Origin of the sequence: Hafnia alvei (genome assembly GCF_034424155.1) — a bacterium.
GTDB lineage: Bacteria > Pseudomonadota > Gammaproteobacteria > Enterobacterales > Enterobacteriaceae > Hafnia > Hafnia alvei.
Genome location: NZ_CP139992.1, coordinates 1,903,467 through 1,925,330, shown reverse-complemented (window position 1 = coordinate 1,925,330; position 21,864 = coordinate 1,903,467). Strand labels below are relative to the sequence as shown.

Below are 21,864 nucleotides of genomic sequence, written 5' to 3'. Positions count from 1 at the left end.
CAATCATTCACGCCATTTGATTATGTCGGGTAAAACCTGAGGCCTGAACATTTAAAGTTTGCCACGTAATGTGTCGCTCTTAGTTCAGTACCCACTTGATAATAAGCCCTGACATGAAAAAATTATCCGCTCTCGCCTTAGGCTCCGTATTATCACTGACGGGATGTGCCGCCATCGTTGCTGATGAAGCTCAAACTGTTTATGTAGACAGCTCACCGTCTCAGGCTCTGTTCGTTATTTCTGATAATTACGGACGAATTGCCGCCACCGGAACCACGCCCTCAACGGTTACGCTGCCGAAATCTGATGGCACTTATTTGGGATGGCTGAACTATCAGATCACTTTTTCCAGAGCTGACTTCCAGCCTGTTATCATGCCGCTCAAAACGCGCCCTAATGCCTGGTATATATTCGGTAACTTAACCACATTAGGTGCAGGCTGGCTGATCGATCCTTTTTGGGGCGGCATGTATAACCTGCATCCCGACTCGGTTCATATCAATATGCTACCGTGCCCGGTCGGTAGATTCGGTTCATTCTGTTCCTAATCTCGCCTGCATAACCTAATGAATATCCCTTCCCCTACGGGAAGGGATATTTGTAACCGTCACTCTCTTTCGAACTTCGTTTAATCTACAGCGGGTTCGCCTTTAATTGATTCCCAAGGTGTACTGCGCAATTTTGAAATAAATAATCAAGCCGGTTCCATCGATAAACGTGGCAATAAACGGTGCAGATACTACCGCTGGGTCAATGCCCACGCGCTTCAATACCATCGGGATAACGGAGGAAACTACGGCGCTCCACAGCGTAATACAGACCAGCGTTAAACTAACAATCAGCGTAATTTCGGGGCCGATCCCCATCATCCATGCGCGAACACACCCCGCAAGCCCTAAGGTCGCCGCGATCATCAACGACGTCGTCATCTCTTTACGGATAATTTTGCCCAGATCGCGTAACCGTACCTCACCTAGCGCCATCGAACGCACCAAGGTTGAAGTTATCTGTGTACCACTGTTTCCCCCCGTGCCAATAAGCAACGGAATAAAGAAAGCCAGCGCAATGGCAGATTCCAGCGCCTCTTCAAAATGTTGGATCACGCTGCTGGTGTAAGCTTCAGCGACAAACAGCAGTAACAACCACACTGAACGCTTCTTCCACAGTGTTATTGGGCTGGTTTCTAGATACGGTTTTTCCAATGGCAAACTGGCACCCTGACGCTGCGCATCCTCAGTCACTTCATCTTCTAATAAATGCGCAATTTCTCTTTCGGTAAGGCATCCTACTAATTTACCGCCCGCAACGACGGGAACAATATCGACATCCTCCTTGGAAATACGGGAAATAACTTCGGTTCTTTCATCTGCGGGGCTTACATGGAAAAAGTGATGTTCCATTAAATTTCGAATATCTTGGGTATCATTTGTTTCCTGAAGCAATTTCTTAACGGGTAATACCCCGCATAATTGCTCACCGGCAACCACGAAAACTTGTGCCGGTATATCGTTGCTTTTAAGTTGAGAGAGGAAGACCTTACGTGCTTCTTGTACGCTAAGAATATGAGATAGCATGATGAAGTCGGTACTCATATATTGAGCAATAGCATCATCTTCAAACTCATCATTATGATTATGGATCGCATTTTTTACGTGGTAAGACATAGTTTGATTCCCTATAGAATTAAAACCTCATAGGGGCGAACAAGACTAAGATAGGAAAATAGATCCCTACGTCTTGGGTTTAGCACTATACAACGTATTCAGCAATATCTTGATTTTACTGAAAGTTACCTTGGCAACACCTTGATTCGATGGATGCCTGTATTTCCCTGTGTGGTCTCTCTCGATACCATCAGGGCGGTAACTTATGTTTGTATAGGAGCCTCGCCATAACGAGATCGTCATAAAACACGGAAATCCTACACTGCAAAAATAAACCCGTTTTCATAATCCGATTTTGGTTTATTGAATATTTAGAAAAATGCATTCAAGTTAAACGAAATCTATTTAACTTAAACAAACCTTCGCTAGTGATTACTTCTTTTTAGTTATTCACCTATCATTTCTTGAGCATCTATCACCATCTAATAACGTCCGCATCATGTTATTTATTGGTCTCTTTATCTGTATTTTTATCTGTGGGTAAAATAATCGTTTCAATGTCTTGAAATATAGACTCCCACTCGGTTTGATCTATATCCATTAAACCAAAATAACGCAGCATAAATGCGCCCTCGGTCGCTAAAAACGCGATTCTGGCCTGTTTTCCTTGCTCTGAATCGAGGTCTAAATTTGCAATGCGTTCACGGTACCAGCTGCGCGTATTTTCCAGATGCTCTTTGGTCTGTAGCAGATTGACCAGTAACCCCGCGGCTTTAGCGCTGGAAGCCTGATCGTATTTATGCGTGGCAACCACATGTGCCGCAACGCGATGAGTCGGTGAGTCATCCTGCGTAGCCACGAGATCAAACACCCGATCGTAGGCATTTCCCCAGCGTTCGAACATGGCATCAATCAGCGCGTCTTTGTTGCCAAAACAGTATTGTACGCCGCCTTTTGAGATCCCCATCGCACGCGCCACAGAGTCGATAGTCAATGCCGCAGCGCCATGGTTCGCAATGATCTCTTCCGCTGCATCCAGCACTTTTTCTCTATCGATACTGCGTTGACGTCCCATTTAAGCACCCTCGTTTTAAATACGTACGTATGGATTGAAACTATACATTATCATTCATAAACTTTGTTAACAGAATGATTGTCGCCACCTGCGGCGCCACAAATTTTAGAGACAAGATGATGAACGTACACTATCGCTGGCTAACACTCACACTCGTATCCAGTGCGTTGTTTTTAATCGTTGTTGATATGACGGTACTGTACACCGCGCTACCTAAACTAACGCTGTCACTGAACGCAAATGCTTCAGAAAAACTGTGGATTATTAATGCCTATCCGTTAGTTGTGGCTGGGCTATTGCCTGCCACGGGCATGCTAAGCGATCGCATCGGCCACAAAAAATTATTTATCTATGGTCTTCCAGTTTTTGCCGCCGCCTCGCTGTGCGCCGCATTCTCACCGAGTGCTCCGCTGCTCATCGCCTCACGCGTATTTTTGGCCGTGGGCGCAGCCATGATGATGCCGCCTACGCTTTCGATTATTCGCCATACGTTTACCGATCCTAAAGAGCGCGTGTTGGCCATTGGTATTTGGTCTGCTGTCGCCTCCGGCGGCGCGGCTATCGGCCCTGTCATTGGCGGTGCCTTGCTGGAATATTTCTGGTGGGGTTCCGTTTTCCTGATTAACGTACCGGTGGTTTTGCTGGTATTTCCACTGGCGATTCGGCGAATTCCCAAATGCGGCAGTACCAGTAATCGTCCTTGCGACTATCTCGGCTCCATTCAGATCATGGTAGGACTGGTTGCATCGATCTACGCGCTTAAAGAACTCAGTAAACCGGATGCGTCATGGTCGATAATGCTGCTATCCGCCCTGATTGGCATCGTATTTTTAGTTCTATTTTATAAACGCCAACGCAGGTCTGAGTCGCCCATGATTGATTTTTCGCTATTTAGCAATCGAATGTTTTTCAGCGGTGTTTGTATTGCGTTGGTCGCCATGCTGGCGATGGTCGGCGTTGAATTGGTACTCAGTCAACGCCTCCAGTTGGTGGTTGGATTGTCACCGTTACAGGCGGCGTTATACATCCTGCCGATCCCACTCGCCTCAGCGCTGGCGGGGCCTTTTTCTGGCCTTTTGCTGCCAAAATATGGCGAGCAGAAGATCGTACTGGGAAGTCTGCTAATAACCGGACTCGGCATCATTGGTTTAGCCCTGCGATATCAGGAAAGCATTATCGAGATCTTCGGCTATTTGATTGCGATTGGCTACGGTATCGGCGGTGCATTTACCGCTTCTTCAACCGCTATTATGTTCAACGCGCCGAATGAAAAATCGGGGATGGCCGCCTCAATTGAAGACATGGCGTATGAATTAGGCAGCGTACTTGGCATTACCCTATTGGGTGGAATGATGACGGCCATCTATAGCAACAGCCTGATACTGCCCGCTGAGTTTGAGGAGAATATCGAAGCCTACGACAGTATCGACGAAACGTTGAAGCTGGCGGGAAACATGGATATTGAGCAGGCGCAGACCCTGACTCACCTTGCCCACATGGCGTTTGATCAGGCGTTTGTTTCCGTTTTGATTTCCGCCTCCCTTTTGCTGTTATTGAGCGCCGTTACGCTAAAGCGCACTCAATAATGCCGCTGCTTTGGAGATTATCATGGCGTGGTTAGAGACCTTTTTGTCACAGATTGCCGATCATCCAGTGCAGATTTTTGCCCTGTTATTTGCTATCGCACTCGGTAAATCAACCGTGATGATCTCCTCAATCCTGCCGCCGGCATCATTGATGTTGCTGGCGGTGATCGCCATCAGCCAGCCGTCGCTTTCCATCACGCTGGTTTGGCTCGCGATCACGCTGGGAGCGACCTTAGGCTCGGTGCTGACGTTTCATTTTGGTCAACTGATTAACCAGAAAATGCTTTTCCCACGCTTTTTCTCTCGTCATAACAGTAAATTGCAGCACATCAGCGAAAAGCTACAGCATAAAGGCGGTCTACTGGTTTTGTTCACGTCGCGTTTTGTGGCCGTATTGCGCTATATGGTGCCTATGGCCGCGGGAATGATGACATTTAGCCGCACGCGAGTTTACTGCGTCACCGCATTTTCAGCCGCCGTGTGGGCGTGCCTATTTATCGGTATCGTTTCAGGTGCGCTCTATTTCGCCGCTCCCATCATTTAGTCATCAGCGTTAAGAGGTATAGAATCAGGCTTATCAATACATGTATTATAGATGAATATTATGTTGCGATGATGCAGGGAGATTTAGCGATGGCAGATAGCCGAATTCAAAGAGAAAAGCTGACGATCAGAAAAATGATCTCGCTTTATCAGCGCCGCTGTCCCGATGCTCAGCATGACGACGAGCACTACGCCAACTTATATGCCTATGCGGTCAAACGCCTCGACCGCTGTGTGTTTGGCACTGAAAAACCGGCCTGTAAGCAATGTCCTGTACACTGCTATCAACCCGCCAAGCGTGAAGAAATGAAGCAGATTATGCGTTGGTCCGGTCCGAGAATGCTGTGGCGGCACCCTATTCTTACCGTGCGTCATCTGATTGACGACAAACGCCCTGTACCTGAACTGCCGGAAAAGTATCGTCCTAAAAAACCTTAAACGATGAAGCGCGTGGGTGCTCGACCCGCGCTATTGTTGTCCTAATCACTTTCATACTGATAGGCTTGGAAAACATAAACCTCGTATTAAATCTATATTGAAAGTACTTACTGTATTTTTACTCGTTTTAAATACCAAGTTTCAGAACTAAAAACTCTCGCCACGAAAATATCCCCCCTCTCTTTTTTGACCTAAATCAATTATGCATTTGATTTACACCTTTATTTGTAGACGTCAGATGCAAGTTTAACTATAAAGCCAAATGATAATCATTATTGTTCGCTTTAAGGTTAAAGACTATGTTCAGTACAAGGAATACGTGCTTTTTACTTTCAGCTTTATCTCTGTTTGTTTCACAACAGGTTAGCGCGGCATCGGCGCCCCAGCAGTCCGGCAGCAGCGTTGACGAAGATCCTATTTATGTCACCACCACCAGCCGTAGCGAAACAACCCTGTGGGACAGCCCTGCAACAATTCAAGTTATCGACAGCGAGCAGCTTGAGCGCTCCACCCGTTTATCGCTCGCCGATGAATTACAAGATATTCCCGGCGTTGAAATCACCGATAACGGTTTAGCTGGCCGTAAACAGGTACGCATTCGCGGTGAAGGATCTTCACGCGTGCTGTTGCTGATCGATGGTCAGGAAGTCACCTACCAACGCGCAGGGCAGGATTTTGGCCCCGGTATTTTAATTGATGAATCTTCGCTCGAGCGCATTGAAGTGGTCAAAGGCCCCTACTCGGTGCTTTATGGTTCTCAGGCTATTGGGGGCGTGATCAACTTCATCACCCGCAAAGGCGGCGATAAGCCGGTCAGCGGTTCGGTCAAAGCGGTTTATGATACCGCCACCAACGGCTGGCGTGAGTCTGCCAGCGCATGGGGCAGCATCGGTAATTTAGATTATCGGCTGAACGGCAGCTATGCCGATCACGGTGATAGAGACACGCCAGATGGCCGTTTGCCGCATACTGGCTTCAACAATAATAGCCAAGGCTTATGGCTCGGCTACACGCTGGATAAGCATAAGTTTGGCCTTTCGCTAGACCGCTACAAGCTCTCTACCCAGACCTATTATGACGATCCGGCTTATCAGGAATTCAGCGTTAAAATACCAAAGCTGGAACGCGAAAAGATTGGGTTGTTTTATGACTACGCGGTAGACGGAGAATATTTAAAGAATATTCACCTCGACGCTTACAGCCAAAAGCTTGAGCGTAAATTCGAGAATAAGGTTACGGTTGTCACGCCTACCGGTAGCCCGATGATCGGCGATCTGCGCGTGGCTAACCAAACGCAGTCTGAAGACACACAAAATACGCGCGGGCTCACCCTGCAATCTAACTTCGAGCTGCCCGCTAACAACAATCTGGTGATCGGCGCTCAATATCAAGAAGACCGTGTCAAACAAACCTCCAACGGCAGTACGCAGTCCAGTAGCTCACACGGCTTCCCTGCCGCCGTGAATTACACCAAAGATACGCTGGCGCACAACCGCTCGGAGCAAACTAACTGGTCAGCCTTTGGGCAAAATGAGTGGCAGTTTGCCGATAACTGGAAATGGACGCTCGGCGCACGCCAATATTGGTTGAAATCTCAGCTATTGAACGGTGACGAAACGGTTTCTCACTCTTCTCAAGGCACGACCACCACCACGCTCGGTTCACAGTCCGTCAGCGATAGCGCGTTTGTGACCGCCACCAGCCTACGTTATTCCGGTATCGCCAATACCGAACTTCGTTTGGCATTCGCTCAGGGTTATGTATTCCCAACCCTGACTCAGCAGTTTATGCAAACATCCGCAGGTGGCGGCGTAACCTATGGCAATCCGGATCTGGATGCCGAGCACTCCAATAACTTCGAGTTTGGGGCGCGCTATAACGGCAACATGTGGTACATCGACGGCGCGATTTACTACTCCGAAGCCAAAGACTATATCGCCTCTATTGCCTGCTCAGGGCAGAAAATCTGTAACGGCAACAGCAACTCATCACGTACCGATTATTACTACTACGATAACGTCGACCGCGCCAAAACCTACGGGATGGAACTCTCCGCCGAATATAACGGCTGGATGATTTCACCGTATGTCAGCGGCAACATTATGCGCCGTCAGTTCATCAGCCCAACCATGAAAACATGGGATACCGGCGATCCCAGCGTCACTGGACGTTTTGGGGTGAAAAACACGATGTTGTTTAATGCGATGAACCTGACCTCCGATCTTTATATTCGCGCAGCCTCCAAAGCCACGGACAGCACCGGTAGCGAAACGGAAAACCACGCCGGTTGGGCAACGCTAAACCTGGCGTTTAACAGTGAATTTGGTGCCGACGATCAGTATCAGGTCAACGTTGAGCTCAATAACCTCACCAACAAACGCTATCAAACCGCGCATGAATCTATTCCTGCGGCGGGCATTAATGCGGCCGTTGGTTTTGCTTGGAAATTCTGATGATGAAAAAATTGATTATCGCCGCACTGGCGCTGCTGCTCACCAGCGGCGCGATGGCTCAAGAGCGCTTAGTGGTCGCTGGCGGCTCGTTGGTAGAACTTCTCTATGCGCTTGGCGCGGGTGACACGCTGGTTGGCGTAGATGAAACCACGTCCTATCCGCCTGAAACTAAAGCGCTTCCGCACATTGGTTATTGGAAACAGCTGAGCGCCGAAGGTATTTTGTCGCTGGCGCCGACCACCTTTATTACGTGGCAAGACGCCGAACCCAAGCTGGTGCTTAACCAATTAGCGCAACAAAAAGTGAAGGTGCTGACGCTGCCGCGCACGCCTGCCACCGTGGAACGGATGTACAGAAATATTCATACCTTGGCGACCAGCGTGAATAAAACAGCACAGGGCGATGAGTTAGTCGCTAGCCTCCAGCAACGGCTCGCCGCTGCCGCCCAAAAAAACCAGCAAATCGCTAAGCCCGTGCGCGTGATGTTCTTGCTATCACCGGGCGGCGGCGTGCCGCAAATTGCCGGAACCGAAAGCGTGGCGGGCACTATTTTGTCGTTGGCCGGTGGGCAAAATATCGCGAGCCACGCGGAATATAAAACCTACAGCGGCGAAGCGATTATCGCGGCGAATCCCGACGTGATCGTGGTCACCACGCAAAGCTTGGCTTCCGCCGACGGTAAAAAGCAGCTGGGCAACGTCGCCGGTGTCACCCGCACCGCCGCATGGAAAAATCAGCGCATCGTTGAAATCGATCAGTCGCTTATTTTGGGAATGGGGCCACGCATCGTTGATGCGGTTGAATTCCTCCAGCAGCAGCTTTATCCCAATCCTGCTTAGTTTTTTCATTGATACGACAAGCACTTATAACAAGGAGTAACAACAATGACGCATTCTGAACTGCATGCTTTCATGCAAACCCGTCCTGATGGCACGCTGGAGGCCATCGCTGAAAAATTCAATACCACGCTGCTTGAGGTGATCCAGCATTTGCCGGAGCACACCTTAGTATCTGGCGATAAGTTCGATGCGGTGTGGGATAGCGTGGTGGAATGGGGCAGCGTAACCACGTTGGCACATACCGCCGATGTTATTTTGGAGTTCACCGGAGAATTACCTACCGGTTTTCACCGCCATGGTTACTTTAATCTGCGCGGAAAAAAGGGCCTTACCGGACATATTAAAGCCGAAAACTGCCACCACATTGCGCTGATCGAACGTCAGTTTATGGGTATGGACACCGCCTCTATTCTGTTCTTGAACCAGCAAGGCAGTGCCATGTTTAAAATTTTCTTGGGCCGCGACGAACACCGAAAACTGCTCACGTCACAGGTCGAAGCTTTCCGCGCCTTAGCGTTACGCCTTAAAGCAGACGCAATTTAAACATGGTTGCCGTCAATCATAACGGAATAGCTCAATATCACTGCGTCGCATTGGCGCAGTGACTTATCGATGCGATGGAGATCCTGAGTGATGAATAGCTCACTCTCATCTCCCCAGATGTTCTGGGGACTGACTTTTATCCTGCTGGCCTTGGTGCTGTGTGCCGCAAATCTCGGCGCGATCAGCATGCCGTTTTCAGTGCTGTGGAACCGTGAGCTACAGGACTATTATCTCGATATTTGGCTCAACGTGCGTATGCCACGCGTTTTGCTGGCCGTGTTGGTGGGTGCCGCGCTGGCAACATCAGGCGTGATCATGCAGGGTTTATTTCGTAACCCGATGGCCGATCCGGGTTTGTTAGGCGTGAGCAGCGGCTCGGCATTGATGGTCGGTATGGCTATCGTTTTTCCTGTCTCCCTGCCTGCGCTGTTTTTAATGTACGAACACATGCTGTTTGCCGTGCTGGGCAGCCTGCTTATCTGCACATTCATCTTTTTCCTCAGCGGTCGCTCCAGCCACGGTGGCATGCTGCATCTGCTACTGGCCGGTATCGCGATTAACGCGCTGTGCGGCGCTGCGATTGGGATACTAAGCTATGTCGGTGACGATCAGCAGCTACGCCAGTTAACGCTGTGGATGATGGGCAGCTTGGGACAGGCACAATGGCCCACGCTTCTGGTATCCGCTTCGTTGGCACTTCCGGCGATATTTTTCACCTGGCGTAATGCGGGAACGTTAAACCTGCTACAGCTGGGTGATGAAGAGGCACACTATCTTGGCGTCAATGTAAAACGTAAACGCCAAATGCTGTTGGTGCTGAGTTCATTATTGGTGGGCGCATCTGTCGCCATCAGCGGTGTGATTGGATTTGTCGGATTAGTGGTGCCGCATCTGGTACGCATGACAATCGGCTCAGACCATCGCTGGTTAATCCCCTGCTCTGCGCTATGCGGTGCCTGTTTGTTGTTGCTGGCAGACACCTTGGCTCGAACCGTGGTTCAGCCCGCAGAAATGCCGGTGGGATTACTCACCAGCCTGCTGGGTGGCCCCTATTTTTTATGGCTAATCTTTAGATGCCGCCGCGGGCTTTAAATAAGCGCCATGAAACCGGATACAAAGGGCGCGATGCCCTTTGTATTTTACGCATCCTTGTCAGACTGTTTTGAGCGATACCACTTCACACCGATTAATCCCACCAGCAACGCGACCATCAGCACCACAAAAGCGATACGTCGTTGATGCTCATGGGCAAACAGACGGAACAGCACCTCGCTGGCGGCATAGCCGAGCGTGACAATAATAAATGCCCAAATCGCCGCACCAATAATATTCAGCAGCACAAACTTGCGTAGCTTAACGCCCGAAGATCCGATGATAATCGGGCCAATGGTGCGGAAACCGTAGGCAAAACGCATCCCTAGGATTAACAGCGTCTCGTGCTCTCGCACTCGCTGTTGGAAACGTTGGATCTTTTTCTGCTGTCGCTTAAAACGCGCCAAGATCTGACGACCAAACCGTCGCCCCACCAGATACAGCGTAAAATCCCCCGCCGTTGCCCCCAAGAAAGTCATCAACAAAACTAAAGGATAGGACAGTAGATGTTTGTGAGCCGCTGCGCCTGCCAGAAAAGCAATTGTTTCACCCTCAATAATGCTGCCAAGCACCACCGCAACATAGCCGTAATCTGAAATCCACTGGCCTGCATCCGTCATATTTAGGTTCCTCTCACGTATATCCCTCTAATGATACCGCAAAAAAGTCATTCCCTTTGGTTTCAGAAAACTAATGAATGTATTCTCAGCATTTCTCGTGAGGTTAAACGTATCGCGAACTAGCATGATTTAATTGAGCAGACCGTGATAAAAATTCATAAAATAAGTAAAGCTAGGTAAAAACTAATCGATAAAACACATTTTTTTGATAGGCTATATATAGTTTTATCGAACTATTGATTGGATTTTGCGATTGACCGCCTGCGCATCGTTACACGGAGAATAATCATAATGAAGTCAGAAACTGAAGCATGCCGCGTGAAAACACGGCATAGCGAGTACTCGTTAGCTCTACCTGTTATCGCCTTAGTTGTCCTGACTCTGTGGGGCAATACTCAGAGTTTACCCGCCGTCGCTGGCATTAATATCCTCGCACTGATCGCTATATTGAGCAGTGCGTTTAGCGTAGTGCGTCATGCTGACGTGCTGGCACACCGTTTAGGTGAACCGTACGGCTCATTAATTCTGAGCCTGTCCGTGGTTATTCTGGAAGTGAGTCTGATTTCTGCGTTGATGGCCACCGGTGATGCTGCTCCGGCGCTGATGCGCGATACGCTTTACTCCATCGTGATGATCGTCACCGGTGGTTTGGTTGGTTTTTCATTGCTGCTCGGTGGACGTAAATTTGCCACCCAGTTTGTCAATCTGGCCGGTATCAAACAGTATTTAATCACGCTGATCCCGCTGGCGATCATCGTTTTAGTGTTACCAATGACCTTCCCTGGTGGCAACTTCACCACGGGTCAAGCGCTTATGGTGGCAGCCATTTCCGCCGCGATGTACGGCGTGTTCTTGCTGATCCAAACCAAAACGCACCAAAGTCTGTTTGTTTACGAGCATGAAGATGACGGCGATGATCCGAACGATCCGCATCACGGTAAACCTTCGGCTCATAGCAGCGCATGGCACGCCGGTTGGTTAGTGGTGCATTTGATTTCCGTTATTGCGGTCACCAAATTCAATGCGAATCCGCTTGAAAGCCTGCTCAGCACGCTGAATGCGCCGCAGCAGTTCACCGGTTTCTTGGTTGCTCTGCTGATTTTGTCGCCAGAAGGATTGGGGGCATTGAAAGCCGTATTGGCCAATCAGGTGCAGCGCGCCATGAACCTGTTCTTCGGTTCCGTGCTAGCCACCATCTCACTGACGGTGCCTGCGGTCACGATTATTGCTACCTTGACCGGCCAGCCGCTGATCTTTGCGCTGGATGCACCACAGGTAGTGGTGATGGTTGCCGCATTGATGCTGTGTCAGGTTTCATTTAGTACAGGGCGTACTAACGTTCTGAACGGTGCCGCTCACTTGGCTCTGTTTGCCGCGTACCTGATGACGATATTCTTGTAACCGATTCAAACTGAAAAAACGGCGCCATTCTCGCGCCGTTTTTTTATGACTAGCCAATTTCACCCTGCACGCTTATCCCAACCTCGACAGCATAACCCCCGTCACAATCACCAAACTGGCGGCAATCCTTGCTTTCCCCATCGGCTCTTTCAACAACCACACCGAAAATATCATGGCGAATAGCACGCTACTTTCACGCAGCGCGGCAACAACGCCAATCGGTGCCTGAGTCAACGCCCAAATCACAATACCGTAGGCCAGCAGCGACATCGTTCCCCCCGCTAAACCCACCCGCCAGTTGCGCTTAATCTGCCCCCAGGTTTTCCCTCGCTGATGCAGCCATAACAGCGGCAGCATAATGATCCCGTTGAGCGTAAACAGCCACAGCGTGTAGGTGAGCGGTGCTTCGGCGGCGCGGGCTCCGGCGCCATCTGACAGCGTATAGCCTGCGGTAAACATGGCGGTGATTAAGGCATAGCGCACGGCTTTACCATTCAATTTTCTGCGCCCACCACCGCGTAGCGCCATTAGCAGCACGCCTGAAACCAATACCAGCGCACCGATAACGCCTAGCAGAGGTGGATATTCACGCAAAAAAAGCGCGCTGAGCATCATCGCCAACAGCGGCGCACTGCCGCGCGCTAGCGGGTAAATTTGGCCGAGATCCCCTTGTCCATAGGCGCGACTGAGAAACAGACAATAGCCAGTGTGCAGCACCAGAGAGAGTAACAGCCACGGCAACGATGAGAGGTTTGGTAAGCCGACCCACGCTAAGCCGCACAGCGAAACCGCCCCGGAGAAAATCGCAATCAGCGCCACGCCAACAAAGCGTTCCTCACCGATTTTAACAAGGGTATTCCAGCTTGCATGCAGCAATGCGGCACACAGCACTGCCAGAAAAACCGGGGTCGTCATACCAACTTCTCACTAAATTAATCGAGATACCAACAGCATAAAGTCTCCACGCTGGATTGTCATAAATACGTCATAGAAGTGTTATGTCTAGGCGATTAAATAAGCAAGGCCACCCGAAGGTGGCCCTGAGAGCAAAATTGGATGGGAAAAGCTTATTGGTATGCGTTTAAGGTGCGCTGGCAAAGCGCCGAGCGAACGCAGTCTTGGCTGTCGAAGCGGATAATACTGACCATCCCATCCTCGGTGAAGCGTTGCAGCGCATCTTCGAGGCCGGATTTCACTCCGCGAGGCAAATCACATTGGGTAATGTCGCCGTTAACCACCACGGTGACGTTTTCCCCCAGACGGGTGAGGAACATTTTCATTTGGCTAGCCGTGACGTTTTGCGCCTCATCGAGGATCACAAAGGCGTTTTCAAAGGTGCGGCCACGCATATAAGCGAAAGGTGCAATTTCCACCTTGCCGATTTCAGGACGTAAGCAATATTGCAGGAATGAAGCCCCTAAACGTCGAACCAGAACGTCATAGACCGGGCGGAAATACGGTGCAAATTTCTCGGACACATCCCCAGGTAAGAAACCGAGATCTTCATCGGCCTGTAATACGGGGCGCGTAACGATAATACGGTCGACTTCTTTATGGATCAGCGCTTCGGCCGCTTTCGCTGCGCTGATGAAGGTTTTCCCGCAGCCTGCTTCGCCTGTTGCGAAGATTAACTGTTTGGATTCAATTGCAGACAGATAAGCGACCTGTGCTTCCGTTCTGGCCGTGACTGGCGCGTTATCACGTTTTTCCCGCGCCATGCCAATGGTTTCAATACCGCCCATCTGAACTAGAGAGGCAGCCTGATCTTCCTCGCGCTGACGTTGACTACGACCATCACGTTTGACTACACGTTTAGCCTCACGACGCGCTCTGATAACAGCTTTCTGTTTTCCCATTTTGGCACCTTACAGTTGGTTTCAATCGTCATTCCACGTTTCATGAACGAACTGTCACTCGCTTATCTGAGAACCTCCTCATAGGATAGAGACGTGCTGAATACGAACCCACGCGCGAAGCCAATCCCTGCGGCGCGCAGTCGTAACCGATAAAATGAAGATAGAGGAATGGATAAATTTTTCGGGGAAGAAAGCCGTGACGCCCATTTTGCTGCGTCGACTTTTTGGCTGTCAGAGACAACCCGTTGAATGATACTGATTTGACATCGTGCTAGCCCAGGTAAGGACTGTTTCATCCGCGCTCCTCACAAACCTGCTGGTTCAATAACCTGCGTTGATGTGAATACTTCCGTCGCCTCATGAAAATATACTGCTTAATAATGACAGTATAATGACAATGTTAATATTTTCACCACTTATTGTTAATAAAGATTTAACTTTACTATTAATTCTCTGACAGCCAGCCAAAAGCGCCATAATTATGTTATAAACATGGCTAATATTCTTTCTTTTACGCGGCTTCATGAAATTAACCACCTATACCGATTTTGGCTTACGCGCTCTGATGTATCTGGCCTCAATGCCCTACGGTCAGCGCACTAGCGTGGGCGAAATTGCCACCCATTACGATATCTCACGTAATCATATGGTCAAAGTGGTGGCGCAATTAGTGGGGTTAGGCTACATCCATGCGGTACGCGGCAAAGGCGGCGGCATAGAACTGGGCAAGCCAGCAGCAGAGATCAATATCGGTCAGGTGATCCGTGCGTTAGAGAGCAATCTCAGCGGCATTGACTGCAATTCACCCGGCTGCAAACTGATAAAAATCTGCAAGCTACAGGCCGCGCTAAAAGTCGGCATGGAAGCATTTTTAACGGCGATGGAAGACTTCACGCTGGCCGATTTGGTCAGCAATCGCGGCGAGATTATCGCGATTCTGGGCATTCCCGCAGAGTAAAAAGCATCAAGGCGGGACACATTTTCCCGCCTTGATTAGATACCTTCAGAACGTCGCAAACACATCAGTGCTATGCCAGCCTTAGGTGATTAGAAGCCTAAACTTCCCAGCAAATCATCCACCTGCTCCTGATTCGCCACTATACCTGGGCCATTTTGGTTCATCTGCGGGCCATTAAGCAGACCATCGTTGTCACGTTTTGGTTTTGCCGTCACATCTGGAATGTTTTCGACCAACACCGCCAACAGTTCTTTTTCGATTTCTTGCACCACGCCCATCATGCGCTTGATAACCTGACCAGTAAGGTCTTGGAAATCCTGTGCCATCATAATTTCAAGCAACTGAGCATGCGTGAACGCCGTGTGTTCTGGCACCGCAGCCAAATAGCTGCGGGTGTCAGAAACCAAAACGCGCGCATCAGAAAACTCGATAGGATTTTCAAACCACTCATCCCAACGCACTTTTAAATCTGTCGCCCCTTTTTCTAACGTCGTTTGACGTGGCTGAGCCGCTTCAACGCAGTTTAAAGCACGCTCTGCGGCCTGAGCCGTCATCTGCACCACATAATCTAAACGATCGCGGGCATCTGGAATCGCTTCTGCCGCCTGTGCAATAGCCTGATCCAGCCCAAGTTCTTTTAGGCTGTCGCGTAACATGCGAGTTAATTGCCCAATTCGAGCAATTATATCGTTGGCCGTCGCCGCATCAGTTGCAGGCATAGGATGTTCGTTCATTGTGACTCCTTAGATCCCCAACTTTTCAAAAATCTTATTCAGCTTTTCTTCTAGCGTTGCTGCCGTAAACGGTTTAACGACGTAGCCGCTGGCACCTGCCTGCGCTGCTGCAATAATGTTTTCTTTTTTCGCTTCCGCGGTCACCATCAATACCGGTAATGTTCCCAGACTGCCGTCGGCGCGAATCGCCTGCAACAGTTGCAGACCATCCATGTTGGGCATGTTCCAATCGGAAACCACAAAATCAAACGCCCCTGTGCGCAGCTTGGTTAACGCATCGGCGCCATCTTCCGCTTCTTCTACATTGTTAAAACCCAGCTCTTTAAGCAGGTTTCTTACGATGCGGCGCATTGTGGCAAAATCATCGACAACCAAAAAACGCAGATTCTTATCCGCCATACTGACTCCTCAAAAGTCCCCCTCAGCAGGGAACGTTAAATACGCAGCGCCTGTCCGGCGCTAATTTGCGTCAGCATTCGCTGACTGACTTGTTGCAGATCGACCACTTCATCGACGCCGCCCGTTAAAATGGCCTCTCGCGGCATGCCAAACACCACACAACTGGCTTCATTTTGTGCGATGGTATAGGCTCCTGCCTGATGCATTTTGAGCATTCCCGCAGCCCCATCGTTACCCATACCGGTTAAAATCACGCCCACCGCGTTGCGTCCTGCATAGCGCGCCACCGAGTCAAACAGCACATCAACCGAAGGCCGATGACGGTTAACCGCAGGCCCCTGATGCAGGCGCACAATATAGTTGGCGCCGCTGCGCGCCAGCTCCAGATGCATATCCCCCGGCGCAATGTAGGCATGCCCTGGCAATACGCGTTCGCCCTCTTCGGCTTCCTTGACGGTGATCTGGCACAGTTTGTTCAGGCGCTCGGCAAACGAACGCGTAAACCCCGGCGGCATATGCTGGGTAATCAGCAGCGCGGGGCTTGACGACGGCAGCGGCTGTAGCACATGGCGAATCGCCTCGGTTCCGCCCGTTGATGCACCAATCGCAATCAGTTTTTCACTGCTGAGCAACGGAGTATGGCTGAGCGTCACCGGTTTTACCGGCATCGTGCCGCGCGCAGGCAGACGCGCTTTCGCCGCCGCACGCACTTTATCGGCAATCATTTCGCTGTAGGCCAGCATGCCTTCGCGGATCCCAAGCTGAGGTTTGGTGACGAAATCCACCGCGCCAAGCTCCAGCGCCCTAAGCGTAATTTCTGAGCCTTTACCCGTTAACGACGACACCATCACCACCGGCATCGGACGTAAACGCATCAGCTTTTCAAGAAAATCGATGCCGTCCATGCGCGGCATTTCAACGTCTAGCGTAAGCACCTGCGGATTAAATTTTTTGATCAGATCGCGTGCCACCAGCGGATCTTGCGCCACCGCGACCATTTCCATATCAGGATGGCTATTAATAATCTCGGTCATCAATTGACGCATTAGCGCTGAATCATCAACGCACAACACCCGAATTTTACTCATCGACTCTCCTTGGACAGCCCATACACGGTTTGTCCGCGCAAATAAAACTCTTGGCTGATATGGCTAAAGTTTTCCGAATGCCCCGCAAACAACAACCCGCCGGGTTTCAATAGTTTGATAAAGCGATTGAGAATGCGCGCCTGAGTTTCTTTATCGAAATAAATCATTACGTTGCGACAAAATATGGCGTCAAACGGCCCCGGCAGATCCCACTGAGGAGCCAGCAGATTCAGCATTTGAAACTGTACCCGCTGGGCAAGCTCTGGCCTGACACGGACAAAGCCTTCCTGAGGCCCTGTGCCGCGCAGAAAAAAGCGTTGCAGCTGCGAAGGCGTAAGATGCTTGGTTTCTTCTTGTCGATAAACGCCGCGCACCGCTTTCTCTAACACCTGTGTATCGATATCGCTCGCCCAGACCTGCGGCCCCACTGGCGTAGTGCCTAACGCTTCCGCAAGGGTCATCGCGATCGAATAAGGCTCTTCTCCCGAAGATGCCGCCGTACTCCACACACAGTAGTTGTGTGGCCGCTTACGCGCATGCTCCGCTAAAATCGGGAAGTGGTGCGCTTCGCGAAAAAAAGCGGTTAAATTCGTGGTTAATGAATTAATAAACGTTTGCCACTCTCCGTGGCTCTGGCTGCTTTCTAATAACGCCAAATACGCGCCAAAATCATTCAGATTCAGTGCACGTAAACGCCGCACTAGTCGGTTATAAACCATCTCCCGCTTATGATCGGCCAACACGATCCCTGCGTGTTGGTAAATAAGTTGGCTGATGCGACGAAAATGGGCGTCTGCCAGAGGCACTCTCTGCATCATCAATGCAGGTACCTGAGCATCATCGTTTCCTGACTGTGTAAATAAATTCGCCATCACTCACCCAATTTGCAATACGCGGGCAGAGAGCCTCCCCCCGCGATTAACTACCGTTTAGCCGGTGCTAAATCGGTTGCCATACATCTTTGTCCTTGGGCAGCGACTGCTCTGAGTTGGCAATAGGATCATCGACAACTCGAGCAGCAGGTGCTGATACCAGATGGAACGCGGCAACAGAGCGGGTTAGAGCATTTGCTTGTTCTTCAACCGCCTGCGTCGCTGATGCAGCCTCTTCGACCAGTGCCGCGTTCTGCTGCGTCACCTGATCCATTTGCGTTACCGCCAGGGCAACTTGTTCTATGCCTCGGCTCTGTTCATCGGAAGCAGAGGAGATTTCCCCCATAATGTCGGTGACGCGAGCCACCGAACGCACCACTTCATCCATGGTGTTACCGGCGTTTTCAACCAGCGCCGATCCCTGCTTCACACGGCTGACTGAATCGTCAATCAGCCCTTTAATTTCTTTTGCTGCCTGCGCGCTGCGTTGCGCCAAATTACGAACCTCTCCGGCGACCACGGCAAAACCACGACCTTGTTCACCAGCACGTGCCGCCTCAACCGCCGCATTCAGTGCCAGAATGTTGGTTTGGAAAGCAATGCCGTCGATCACGCTGGTGATATCGCCAATTTTCTGTGAGCTGGTAGCAATCTCGTGCATGGTGCGAACGACGTTACCCACAATTTCGCCGCCGGACGTTGCCGTTCCCGAGGCTTCTTTAGCCAAGCGTGCTGCCTGACGTGCGTTATCGGCGTTCTGTTTTACCGTTGCGGTCAACTGTTCCATGCTGGCCGCGGTTTCTTCCAGCGAAGCGGCCTGCTGTTCGGTACGCGAAGAGAGATCGTTGTTACCCGATGCAATCTCTTGCAGACCGTTATAAATCGCGTCGGAACCTTGGCGGACGGTTAGTACCGTCTTGGCCAGCGACTGCTGCATTTTTTGCAGGCTGCCAAACAGCTGGCTCAGTTCATTACGGCCAAAAACGTGAATTTCGGCTGAAAGATCGCCTTCGGCAATACGATCAAAATGCGCCCGCATGGTATTCAGCGGACCAATCAGCATTTTGCGCAGCCAATACAGCGAGCATAAAATCACGATAATCAGCATTGCTACGGCCCCCACCACCATCAGCATTGAGAGGGTGTAGGAGTTTTTATTTTCCGTTGCCGATTTTGCCAGCACATCATCTACGTGCTGGGTGTAGGCCTGTGTCTGAACTTCAAACAGGTCTTGGACTTTCTGCGTAGGCTGATCCATGAAGCCTTGCAGATCGCCTTTCTCTAATAACGCAATGAGCTCGCGTAGCGTGGTACGGAGATTCTCGTAGCTCACTTTGGTGGTTTCGGTCAGCTCAATACCTTCTTTGGTTACGCGCGGTATGGCTAAGAACTGATTAAAATAGAGATCCGCTTTTTGCAGCGATGATCGCGTGCCCGCCATCAGCTCGTTGACTTTTTCCTGTGGGACTTTCAACGCAGCCCTAGTGCCAGCACGGTTAAGCGTGTTACGTGCCTGTAGCAAAGCAACCCATGACTGATTCAGCGCTTCTCGCTGATCGTTAACGATCTGAACGTTAGAAAAGTTGTTGTTATCGGAACGAATCGACATAAATGACAAGCCGGTAGATCCTAATTGCAGCAGACAAAACACCATCAGCAGCAGGAATAGACTGGTTGATACTCGGATTCGGTTAAACACGATGCTTTCCTTTTGGGCCGGTTCGTTTGTAGGGTTCCCGGCACTGTCACGTTTAATGATTTCCAACGCCATTGGCGCCGTGTTGCCAGCGACAACGCCAATGCGCGGAAGACATACTCATAATTTCAAGGTGCAGCTCGCTTAAACATAAAGCACATAAATACATTTCAGCTTTTCTGTGAGGCAGTTTTGGCTGCCACACAGAGGGTGATCTTCGCCACCGTGTTGCTGTTTAGATCGTCATAGCGAAAACTTAAAACGTTTCCCAATTGTCCCCAGTCTCCGCAGCCGCGATACGCGGTGCAGGCGTGGAAATAACCGGTTTGACGCTACGACTTTCGCCAATGTCTTCTTTGAAGTCTTGTTGGATACGGAATACAGATACAGCCTGCGTTAACATGCTAGCCTGCTCTTCCAAGGCAGCCGCAGCAGAGGCCGATTCTTCAACCAACGCGGCGTTTTGCTGGGTAACACGGTCCATTTCAGACACCGCCTGACCGACCTGATCGATCCCACGGCTTTGCTCATCCGACGCAGAGGCAATTTCCCCCATAATGTCGGTGACGCGCGTCACCGCACTGACGATATCGCCCATGGTTTCACCCGCGCTTTCCACTAAGGTTGAACCGATATCCACGCGATTAACGGAATCTTCAATCAGACCTTTGATCTCTTTAGCAGCCTGAGCACTGCGCTGGGCTAGGTTTCGTACCTCTCCGGCTACAACTGCAAAACCACGTCCTTGTTCACCGGCACGCGCAGCTTCAACGGCCGCATTCAGCGCCAGAATATTGGTTTGGAAAGCGATACCGTCGATCACGCTGGTGATGTCAGCAATTTTTTGCGAACTGCCCGCAATTTCGTGCATGGTTTGCACCACGTTAGCCACGACTTTACCGCCGCGCTGTGCGGTTTCAGAGGCACTCAATGCAAGATGGCTAGCCTGACGCGCATTTTCGGCGTTTTGTTTTACCGTTGCCGTTAGCTGTTCCATGCTGGCAGCGGTTTCTTCCAACGATGCGGCCTGCTGTTCGGTACGTGAAGAGAGATCGTTATTGCCGGCTGAGATTTCACTCGCCCCGCTATAAATGGCGTTAGCACCTTGGCGCACGTTACCCACGGTACGCACCAACTCACCCTGCATATGTTTAAGGCTTGCGGCTAGCTGCCCCATTTCATTGGTGCCGTTAACATCAATGCTGCGCGCCAGATCGCCGTTGGCGATATGCTTGATACTGCCAATTAAGCGATTCAACGGCACGATCAGCGTTCTGCGGATACCAAACCAAACCAGAATAATCGCGGCGGCGACCAAGGCCAGAACACCGACTAAGATCCACATCGCCATGCTGTAAGAGCTGTTGTTATCATCAACGGCTTCCTGATACAGACGATCGTTTTGAGTCAAATAGGTGACGTAGCTTTTCTCAAAGCCATCTTGATAACCCTGAGTCGGCTGGTCAAAGAACTCATTGATTTTGCCAGTAGACAACAGCTGAATAAGCTCAGACAGCGCACCGTGCAGGATATCGTAGTGACGTTTTAATTCGGCTGTCGCATCTTGGCTTTGACGTGGATCGATAGGCAGCGCTTCATATTCGGCCCAGCGCCCTTCCGCCTGTTGTAGCGTACTTTTGGCAATTTGCAGTAAATCATCGACCGTCGCACCGCTGCCCGTTTTGTTAACATCCATCATGTAGCGAATGCCAGCACGGTTTAGCGTGTTTCGTGTTTGCAGCAAGGCTACCCAACTTCCGTTCAGCGTAGACTGCTGCTGTCGGATGGTTTGTAAAACAGTGAAATTTTCCTTGTCGTTTTTCAGGGCGTTAAAGAACAATCCTCCGGATGTCATTTGCAAAATACCAAACAACCCCAGCACCAACAGCAAACTGGTGACAACTTTTATACGGTTTAACATGGTTTCTCATTCTCGGTACGTCGGATAGAAGGGATATCGGCGTAGCTGAGAAAAACTTTATGGGGAAAGTATTTTTTATTCGGAGTTTTTGTTGCGGCGTTTTTGCTACCCCCTCCCAGCCTCCCCCTTCTCAGGGGGAGGGGCAC

21 protein-coding genes and 1 riboswitch are annotated in these 21,864 nt (G+C 50.3%); of the genes, 10 read left to right on the top strand and 11 right to left on the bottom strand.

The window, feature by feature from the left end:
- Positions 1-113: 113 nt before the first annotated feature.
- A complete protein-coding gene (locus U0008_RS08980) occupies positions 114-548 on the top strand; it encodes a putative periplasmic lipoprotein (protein WP_043492848.1) in 435 nt (144 codons plus the stop codon).
- A 102-nt stretch (positions 549-650) separates the two neighbouring features.
- Here U0008_RS08980 and U0008_RS08975 read toward each other — a convergent pair whose 3' ends face one another.
- Positions 651-1,664, bottom strand: a complete 1,014-nt coding sequence (locus tag U0008_RS08975) for a magnesium transporter (RefSeq protein ID WP_025801717.1) — start codon at positions 1,662-1,664, stop codon at positions 651-653.
- A 57-nt stretch (positions 1,665-1,721) separates the two neighbouring features.
- Positions 1,722-1,906: riboswitch (M-box (ykoK) riboswitch) on the bottom strand.
- A gap of 200 nt (positions 1,907-2,106) precedes the next feature.
- Positions 2,107-2,679 carry a TetR/AcrR family transcriptional regulator gene (locus U0008_RS08970; RefSeq protein WP_043492844.1) on the bottom strand — a complete coding sequence of 191 codons (573 nt, stop codon included), beginning with the start codon at positions 2,677-2,679 and terminating at the stop codon, positions 2,107-2,109.
- 119 nt (positions 2,680-2,798) lie between these two features.
- Between U0008_RS08970 and U0008_RS08965 the strand changes: the two genes are divergently transcribed.
- From U0008_RS08965 to U0008_RS08935, 7 genes are all read left to right on the top strand, one after another.
- Positions 2,799-4,265: an MFS transporter gene (locus U0008_RS08965; RefSeq protein WP_043492974.1), complete on the top strand. Its 1,467-nt coding sequence runs from the start codon at positions 2,799-2,801 to the stop codon at positions 4,263-4,265.
- Between the two features lie 22 nt (positions 4,266-4,287).
- On the top strand, positions 4,288-4,809 hold the full coding sequence (locus U0008_RS08960) for a DedA family protein (RefSeq protein ID WP_043492841.1): 522 nt from the start codon (positions 4,288-4,290) through the stop codon (positions 4,807-4,809).
- A gap of 89 nt (positions 4,810-4,898) precedes the next feature.
- On the top strand, positions 4,899-5,246 hold the full coding sequence (locus U0008_RS08955) for a nitrous oxide-stimulated promoter family protein (protein ID WP_043492839.1): 348 nt from the start codon (positions 4,899-4,901) through the stop codon (positions 5,244-5,246).
- Between the two features lie 299 nt (positions 5,247-5,545).
- Positions 5,546-7,699 (top strand): TonB-dependent receptor plug domain-containing protein, encoded by a 2,154-nt coding sequence (locus U0008_RS08950; RefSeq protein WP_043492837.1) that lies wholly within the window; start codon positions 5,546-5,548, stop codon positions 7,697-7,699.
- A 2-nt stretch (positions 7,700-7,701) separates the two neighbouring features.
- A complete protein-coding gene (locus U0008_RS08945) occupies positions 7,702-8,538 on the top strand; it encodes a heme/hemin ABC transporter substrate-binding protein (protein WP_043492973.1) in 837 nt (278 codons plus the stop codon).
- Positions 8,539-8,583: 45 nt separating this feature from the next.
- Entirely contained in the window at positions 8,584-9,081 is a 498-nt protein-coding gene (gene hutX, locus U0008_RS08940; protein ID WP_043492834.1) for a heme utilization cystosolic carrier protein HutX, read from the top strand.
- Between the two features lie 90 nt (positions 9,082-9,171).
- Complete coding sequence (locus tag U0008_RS08935; protein ID WP_226929944.1) at positions 9,172-10,173, top strand: FecCD family ABC transporter permease; 1,002 nt, start codon at positions 9,172-9,174, stop codon at positions 10,171-10,173.
- Between the two features lie 47 nt (positions 10,174-10,220).
- On the opposite strand, the gene U0008_RS08930 is transcribed toward U0008_RS08935, so the two are convergent.
- The gene (locus tag U0008_RS08930; protein ID WP_043492832.1) at positions 10,221-10,793 is read right to left on the bottom strand and encodes a DedA family protein; all 573 of its coding nucleotides are present in this window, start codon (positions 10,791-10,793) and stop codon (positions 10,221-10,223) included.
- Positions 10,794-11,084: 291 nt separating this feature from the next.
- Here U0008_RS08930 and chaA point away from each other — a divergent pair, with 291 nt between their 5' ends.
- On the top strand, positions 11,085-12,194 hold the full coding sequence (chaA, locus tag U0008_RS08925) for a sodium-potassium/proton antiporter ChaA (protein WP_043492831.1): 1,110 nt from the start codon (positions 11,085-11,087) through the stop codon (positions 12,192-12,194).
- A 72-nt stretch (positions 12,195-12,266) separates the two neighbouring features.
- Here chaA and U0008_RS08920 read toward each other — a convergent pair whose 3' ends face one another.
- Together U0008_RS08920 and phoH are read right to left on the bottom strand one after the other, a co-directional pair.
- Positions 12,267-13,109, bottom strand: coding sequence for a DMT family transporter (locus tag U0008_RS08920; protein WP_043492829.1), 843 nt, complete (start codon positions 13,107-13,109; stop codon positions 12,267-12,269).
- A gap of 152 nt (positions 13,110-13,261) precedes the next feature.
- Positions 13,262-14,050: a phosphate starvation-inducible protein PhoH gene (gene phoH, locus U0008_RS08915; RefSeq protein WP_025801705.1), complete on the bottom strand. Its 789-nt coding sequence runs from the start codon at positions 14,048-14,050 to the stop codon at positions 13,262-13,264.
- Between the two features lie 523 nt (positions 14,051-14,573).
- Here phoH and U0008_RS08910 point away from each other — a divergent pair.
- Positions 14,574-15,008, top strand: a complete 435-nt coding sequence (locus U0008_RS08910) for an Rrf2 family transcriptional regulator (protein ID WP_025801704.1) — start codon at positions 14,574-14,576, stop codon at positions 15,006-15,008.
- Positions 15,009-15,097: 89 nt separating this feature from the next.
- On the opposite strand, the gene cheZ is transcribed toward U0008_RS08910, so the two are convergent.
- The 6 genes from cheZ to tsr form a co-directional block, all read right to left on the bottom strand.
- Positions 15,098-15,742: a protein phosphatase CheZ gene (gene cheZ / locus U0008_RS08905; protein ID WP_043492826.1), complete on the bottom strand. Its 645-nt coding sequence runs from the start codon at positions 15,740-15,742 to the stop codon at positions 15,098-15,100.
- Positions 15,743-15,751: 9 nt separating this feature from the next.
- Positions 15,752-16,141 (bottom strand): chemotaxis response regulator CheY, encoded by a 390-nt coding sequence (cheY, locus tag U0008_RS08900; RefSeq protein ID WP_025801702.1) that lies wholly within the window; start codon positions 16,139-16,141, stop codon positions 15,752-15,754.
- Positions 16,142-16,176: 35 nt separating this feature from the next.
- Positions 16,177-17,229, bottom strand: a complete 1,053-nt coding sequence (locus tag U0008_RS08895) for a protein-glutamate methylesterase/protein-glutamine glutaminase (RefSeq protein WP_025801701.1) — start codon at positions 17,227-17,229, stop codon at positions 16,177-16,179.
- Positions 17,226-18,101, bottom strand: coding sequence for a protein-glutamate O-methyltransferase CheR (gene cheR / locus U0008_RS08890; RefSeq protein ID WP_025801700.1), 876 nt, complete (start codon positions 18,099-18,101; stop codon positions 17,226-17,228). Before cheR ends, U0008_RS08895 begins: the two co-directional genes overlap by 4 nt.
- Before the next feature lie 67 nt (positions 18,102-18,168).
- A complete protein-coding gene (locus tag U0008_RS08885) occupies positions 18,169-19,800 on the bottom strand; it encodes a methyl-accepting chemotaxis protein (RefSeq protein ID WP_040046956.1) in 1,632 nt (543 codons plus the stop codon).
- 253 nt (positions 19,801-20,053) lie between these two features.
- Positions 20,054-21,718, bottom strand: a complete 1,665-nt coding sequence (gene tsr, locus U0008_RS08880) for a methyl-accepting chemotaxis protein (protein ID WP_043492823.1) — start codon at positions 21,716-21,718, stop codon at positions 20,054-20,056.
- Positions 21,719-21,864 lie beyond the last annotated feature (146 nt).

What these genes read in the sequence shown, in the direction of transcription:
- U0008_RS08980 (WP_043492848.1), top strand. Translation starts at nt 114, where the DNA reads ATGAAAAAATTATCCGCTCTCGCCTTAGGCTCCGTATTATCACTGACG.
- U0008_RS08975 (WP_025801717.1), bottom strand. Translation starts at nt 1,664, where the DNA reads ATGTCTTACCACGTAAAAAATGCGATCCATAATCATAATGATGAGTTT.
- U0008_RS08970 (WP_043492844.1), bottom strand. Translation starts at nt 2,679, where the DNA reads ATGGGACGTCAACGCAGTATCGATAGAGAAAAAGTGCTGGATGCAGCG.
- U0008_RS08965 (WP_043492974.1), top strand. Translation starts at nt 2,799, where the DNA reads ATGAACGTACACTATCGCTGGCTAACACTCACACTCGTATCCAGTGCG.
- U0008_RS08960 (WP_043492841.1), top strand. Translation starts at nt 4,288, where the DNA reads ATGGCGTGGTTAGAGACCTTTTTGTCACAGATTGCCGATCATCCAGTG.
- U0008_RS08955 (WP_043492839.1), top strand. Translation starts at nt 4,899, where the DNA reads ATGGCAGATAGCCGAATTCAAAGAGAAAAGCTGACGATCAGAAAAATG.
- U0008_RS08950 (WP_043492837.1), top strand. Translation starts at nt 5,546, where the DNA reads ATGTTCAGTACAAGGAATACGTGCTTTTTACTTTCAGCTTTATCTCTG.
- U0008_RS08945 (WP_043492973.1), top strand. Translation starts at nt 7,702, where the DNA reads ATGAAAAAATTGATTATCGCCGCACTGGCGCTGCTGCTCACCAGCGGC.
- hutX (WP_043492834.1), top strand. Translation starts at nt 8,584, where the DNA reads ATGACGCATTCTGAACTGCATGCTTTCATGCAAACCCGTCCTGATGGC.
- U0008_RS08935 (WP_226929944.1), top strand. Translation starts at nt 9,172, where the DNA reads ATGAATAGCTCACTCTCATCTCCCCAGATGTTCTGGGGACTGACTTTT.
- U0008_RS08930 (WP_043492832.1), bottom strand. Translation starts at nt 10,793, where the DNA reads ATGACGGATGCAGGCCAGTGGATTTCAGATTACGGCTATGTTGCGGTG.
- chaA (WP_043492831.1), top strand. Translation starts at nt 11,085, where the DNA reads ATGAAGTCAGAAACTGAAGCATGCCGCGTGAAAACACGGCATAGCGAG.
- U0008_RS08920 (WP_043492829.1), bottom strand. Translation starts at nt 13,109, where the DNA reads ATGACGACCCCGGTTTTTCTGGCAGTGCTGTGTGCCGCATTGCTGCAT.
- phoH (WP_025801705.1), bottom strand. Translation starts at nt 14,050, where the DNA reads ATGGGAAAACAGAAAGCTGTTATCAGAGCGCGTCGTGAGGCTAAACGT.
- U0008_RS08910 (WP_025801704.1), top strand. Translation starts at nt 14,574, where the DNA reads ATGAAATTAACCACCTATACCGATTTTGGCTTACGCGCTCTGATGTAT.
- cheZ (WP_043492826.1), bottom strand. Translation starts at nt 15,742, where the DNA reads ATGAACGAACATCCTATGCCTGCAACTGATGCGGCGACGGCCAACGAT.
- cheY (WP_025801702.1), bottom strand. Translation starts at nt 16,141, where the DNA reads ATGGCGGATAAGAATCTGCGTTTTTTGGTTGTCGATGATTTTGCCACA.
- U0008_RS08895 (WP_025801701.1), bottom strand. Translation starts at nt 17,229, where the DNA reads ATGAGTAAAATTCGGGTGTTGTGCGTTGATGATTCAGCGCTAATGCGT.
- cheR (WP_025801700.1), bottom strand. Translation starts at nt 18,101, where the DNA reads ATGGCGAATTTATTTACACAGTCAGGAAACGATGATGCTCAGGTACCT.
- tsr (WP_043492823.1), bottom strand. Translation starts at nt 21,718, where the DNA reads ATGTTAAACCGTATAAAAGTTGTCACCAGTTTGCTGTTGGTGCTGGGG.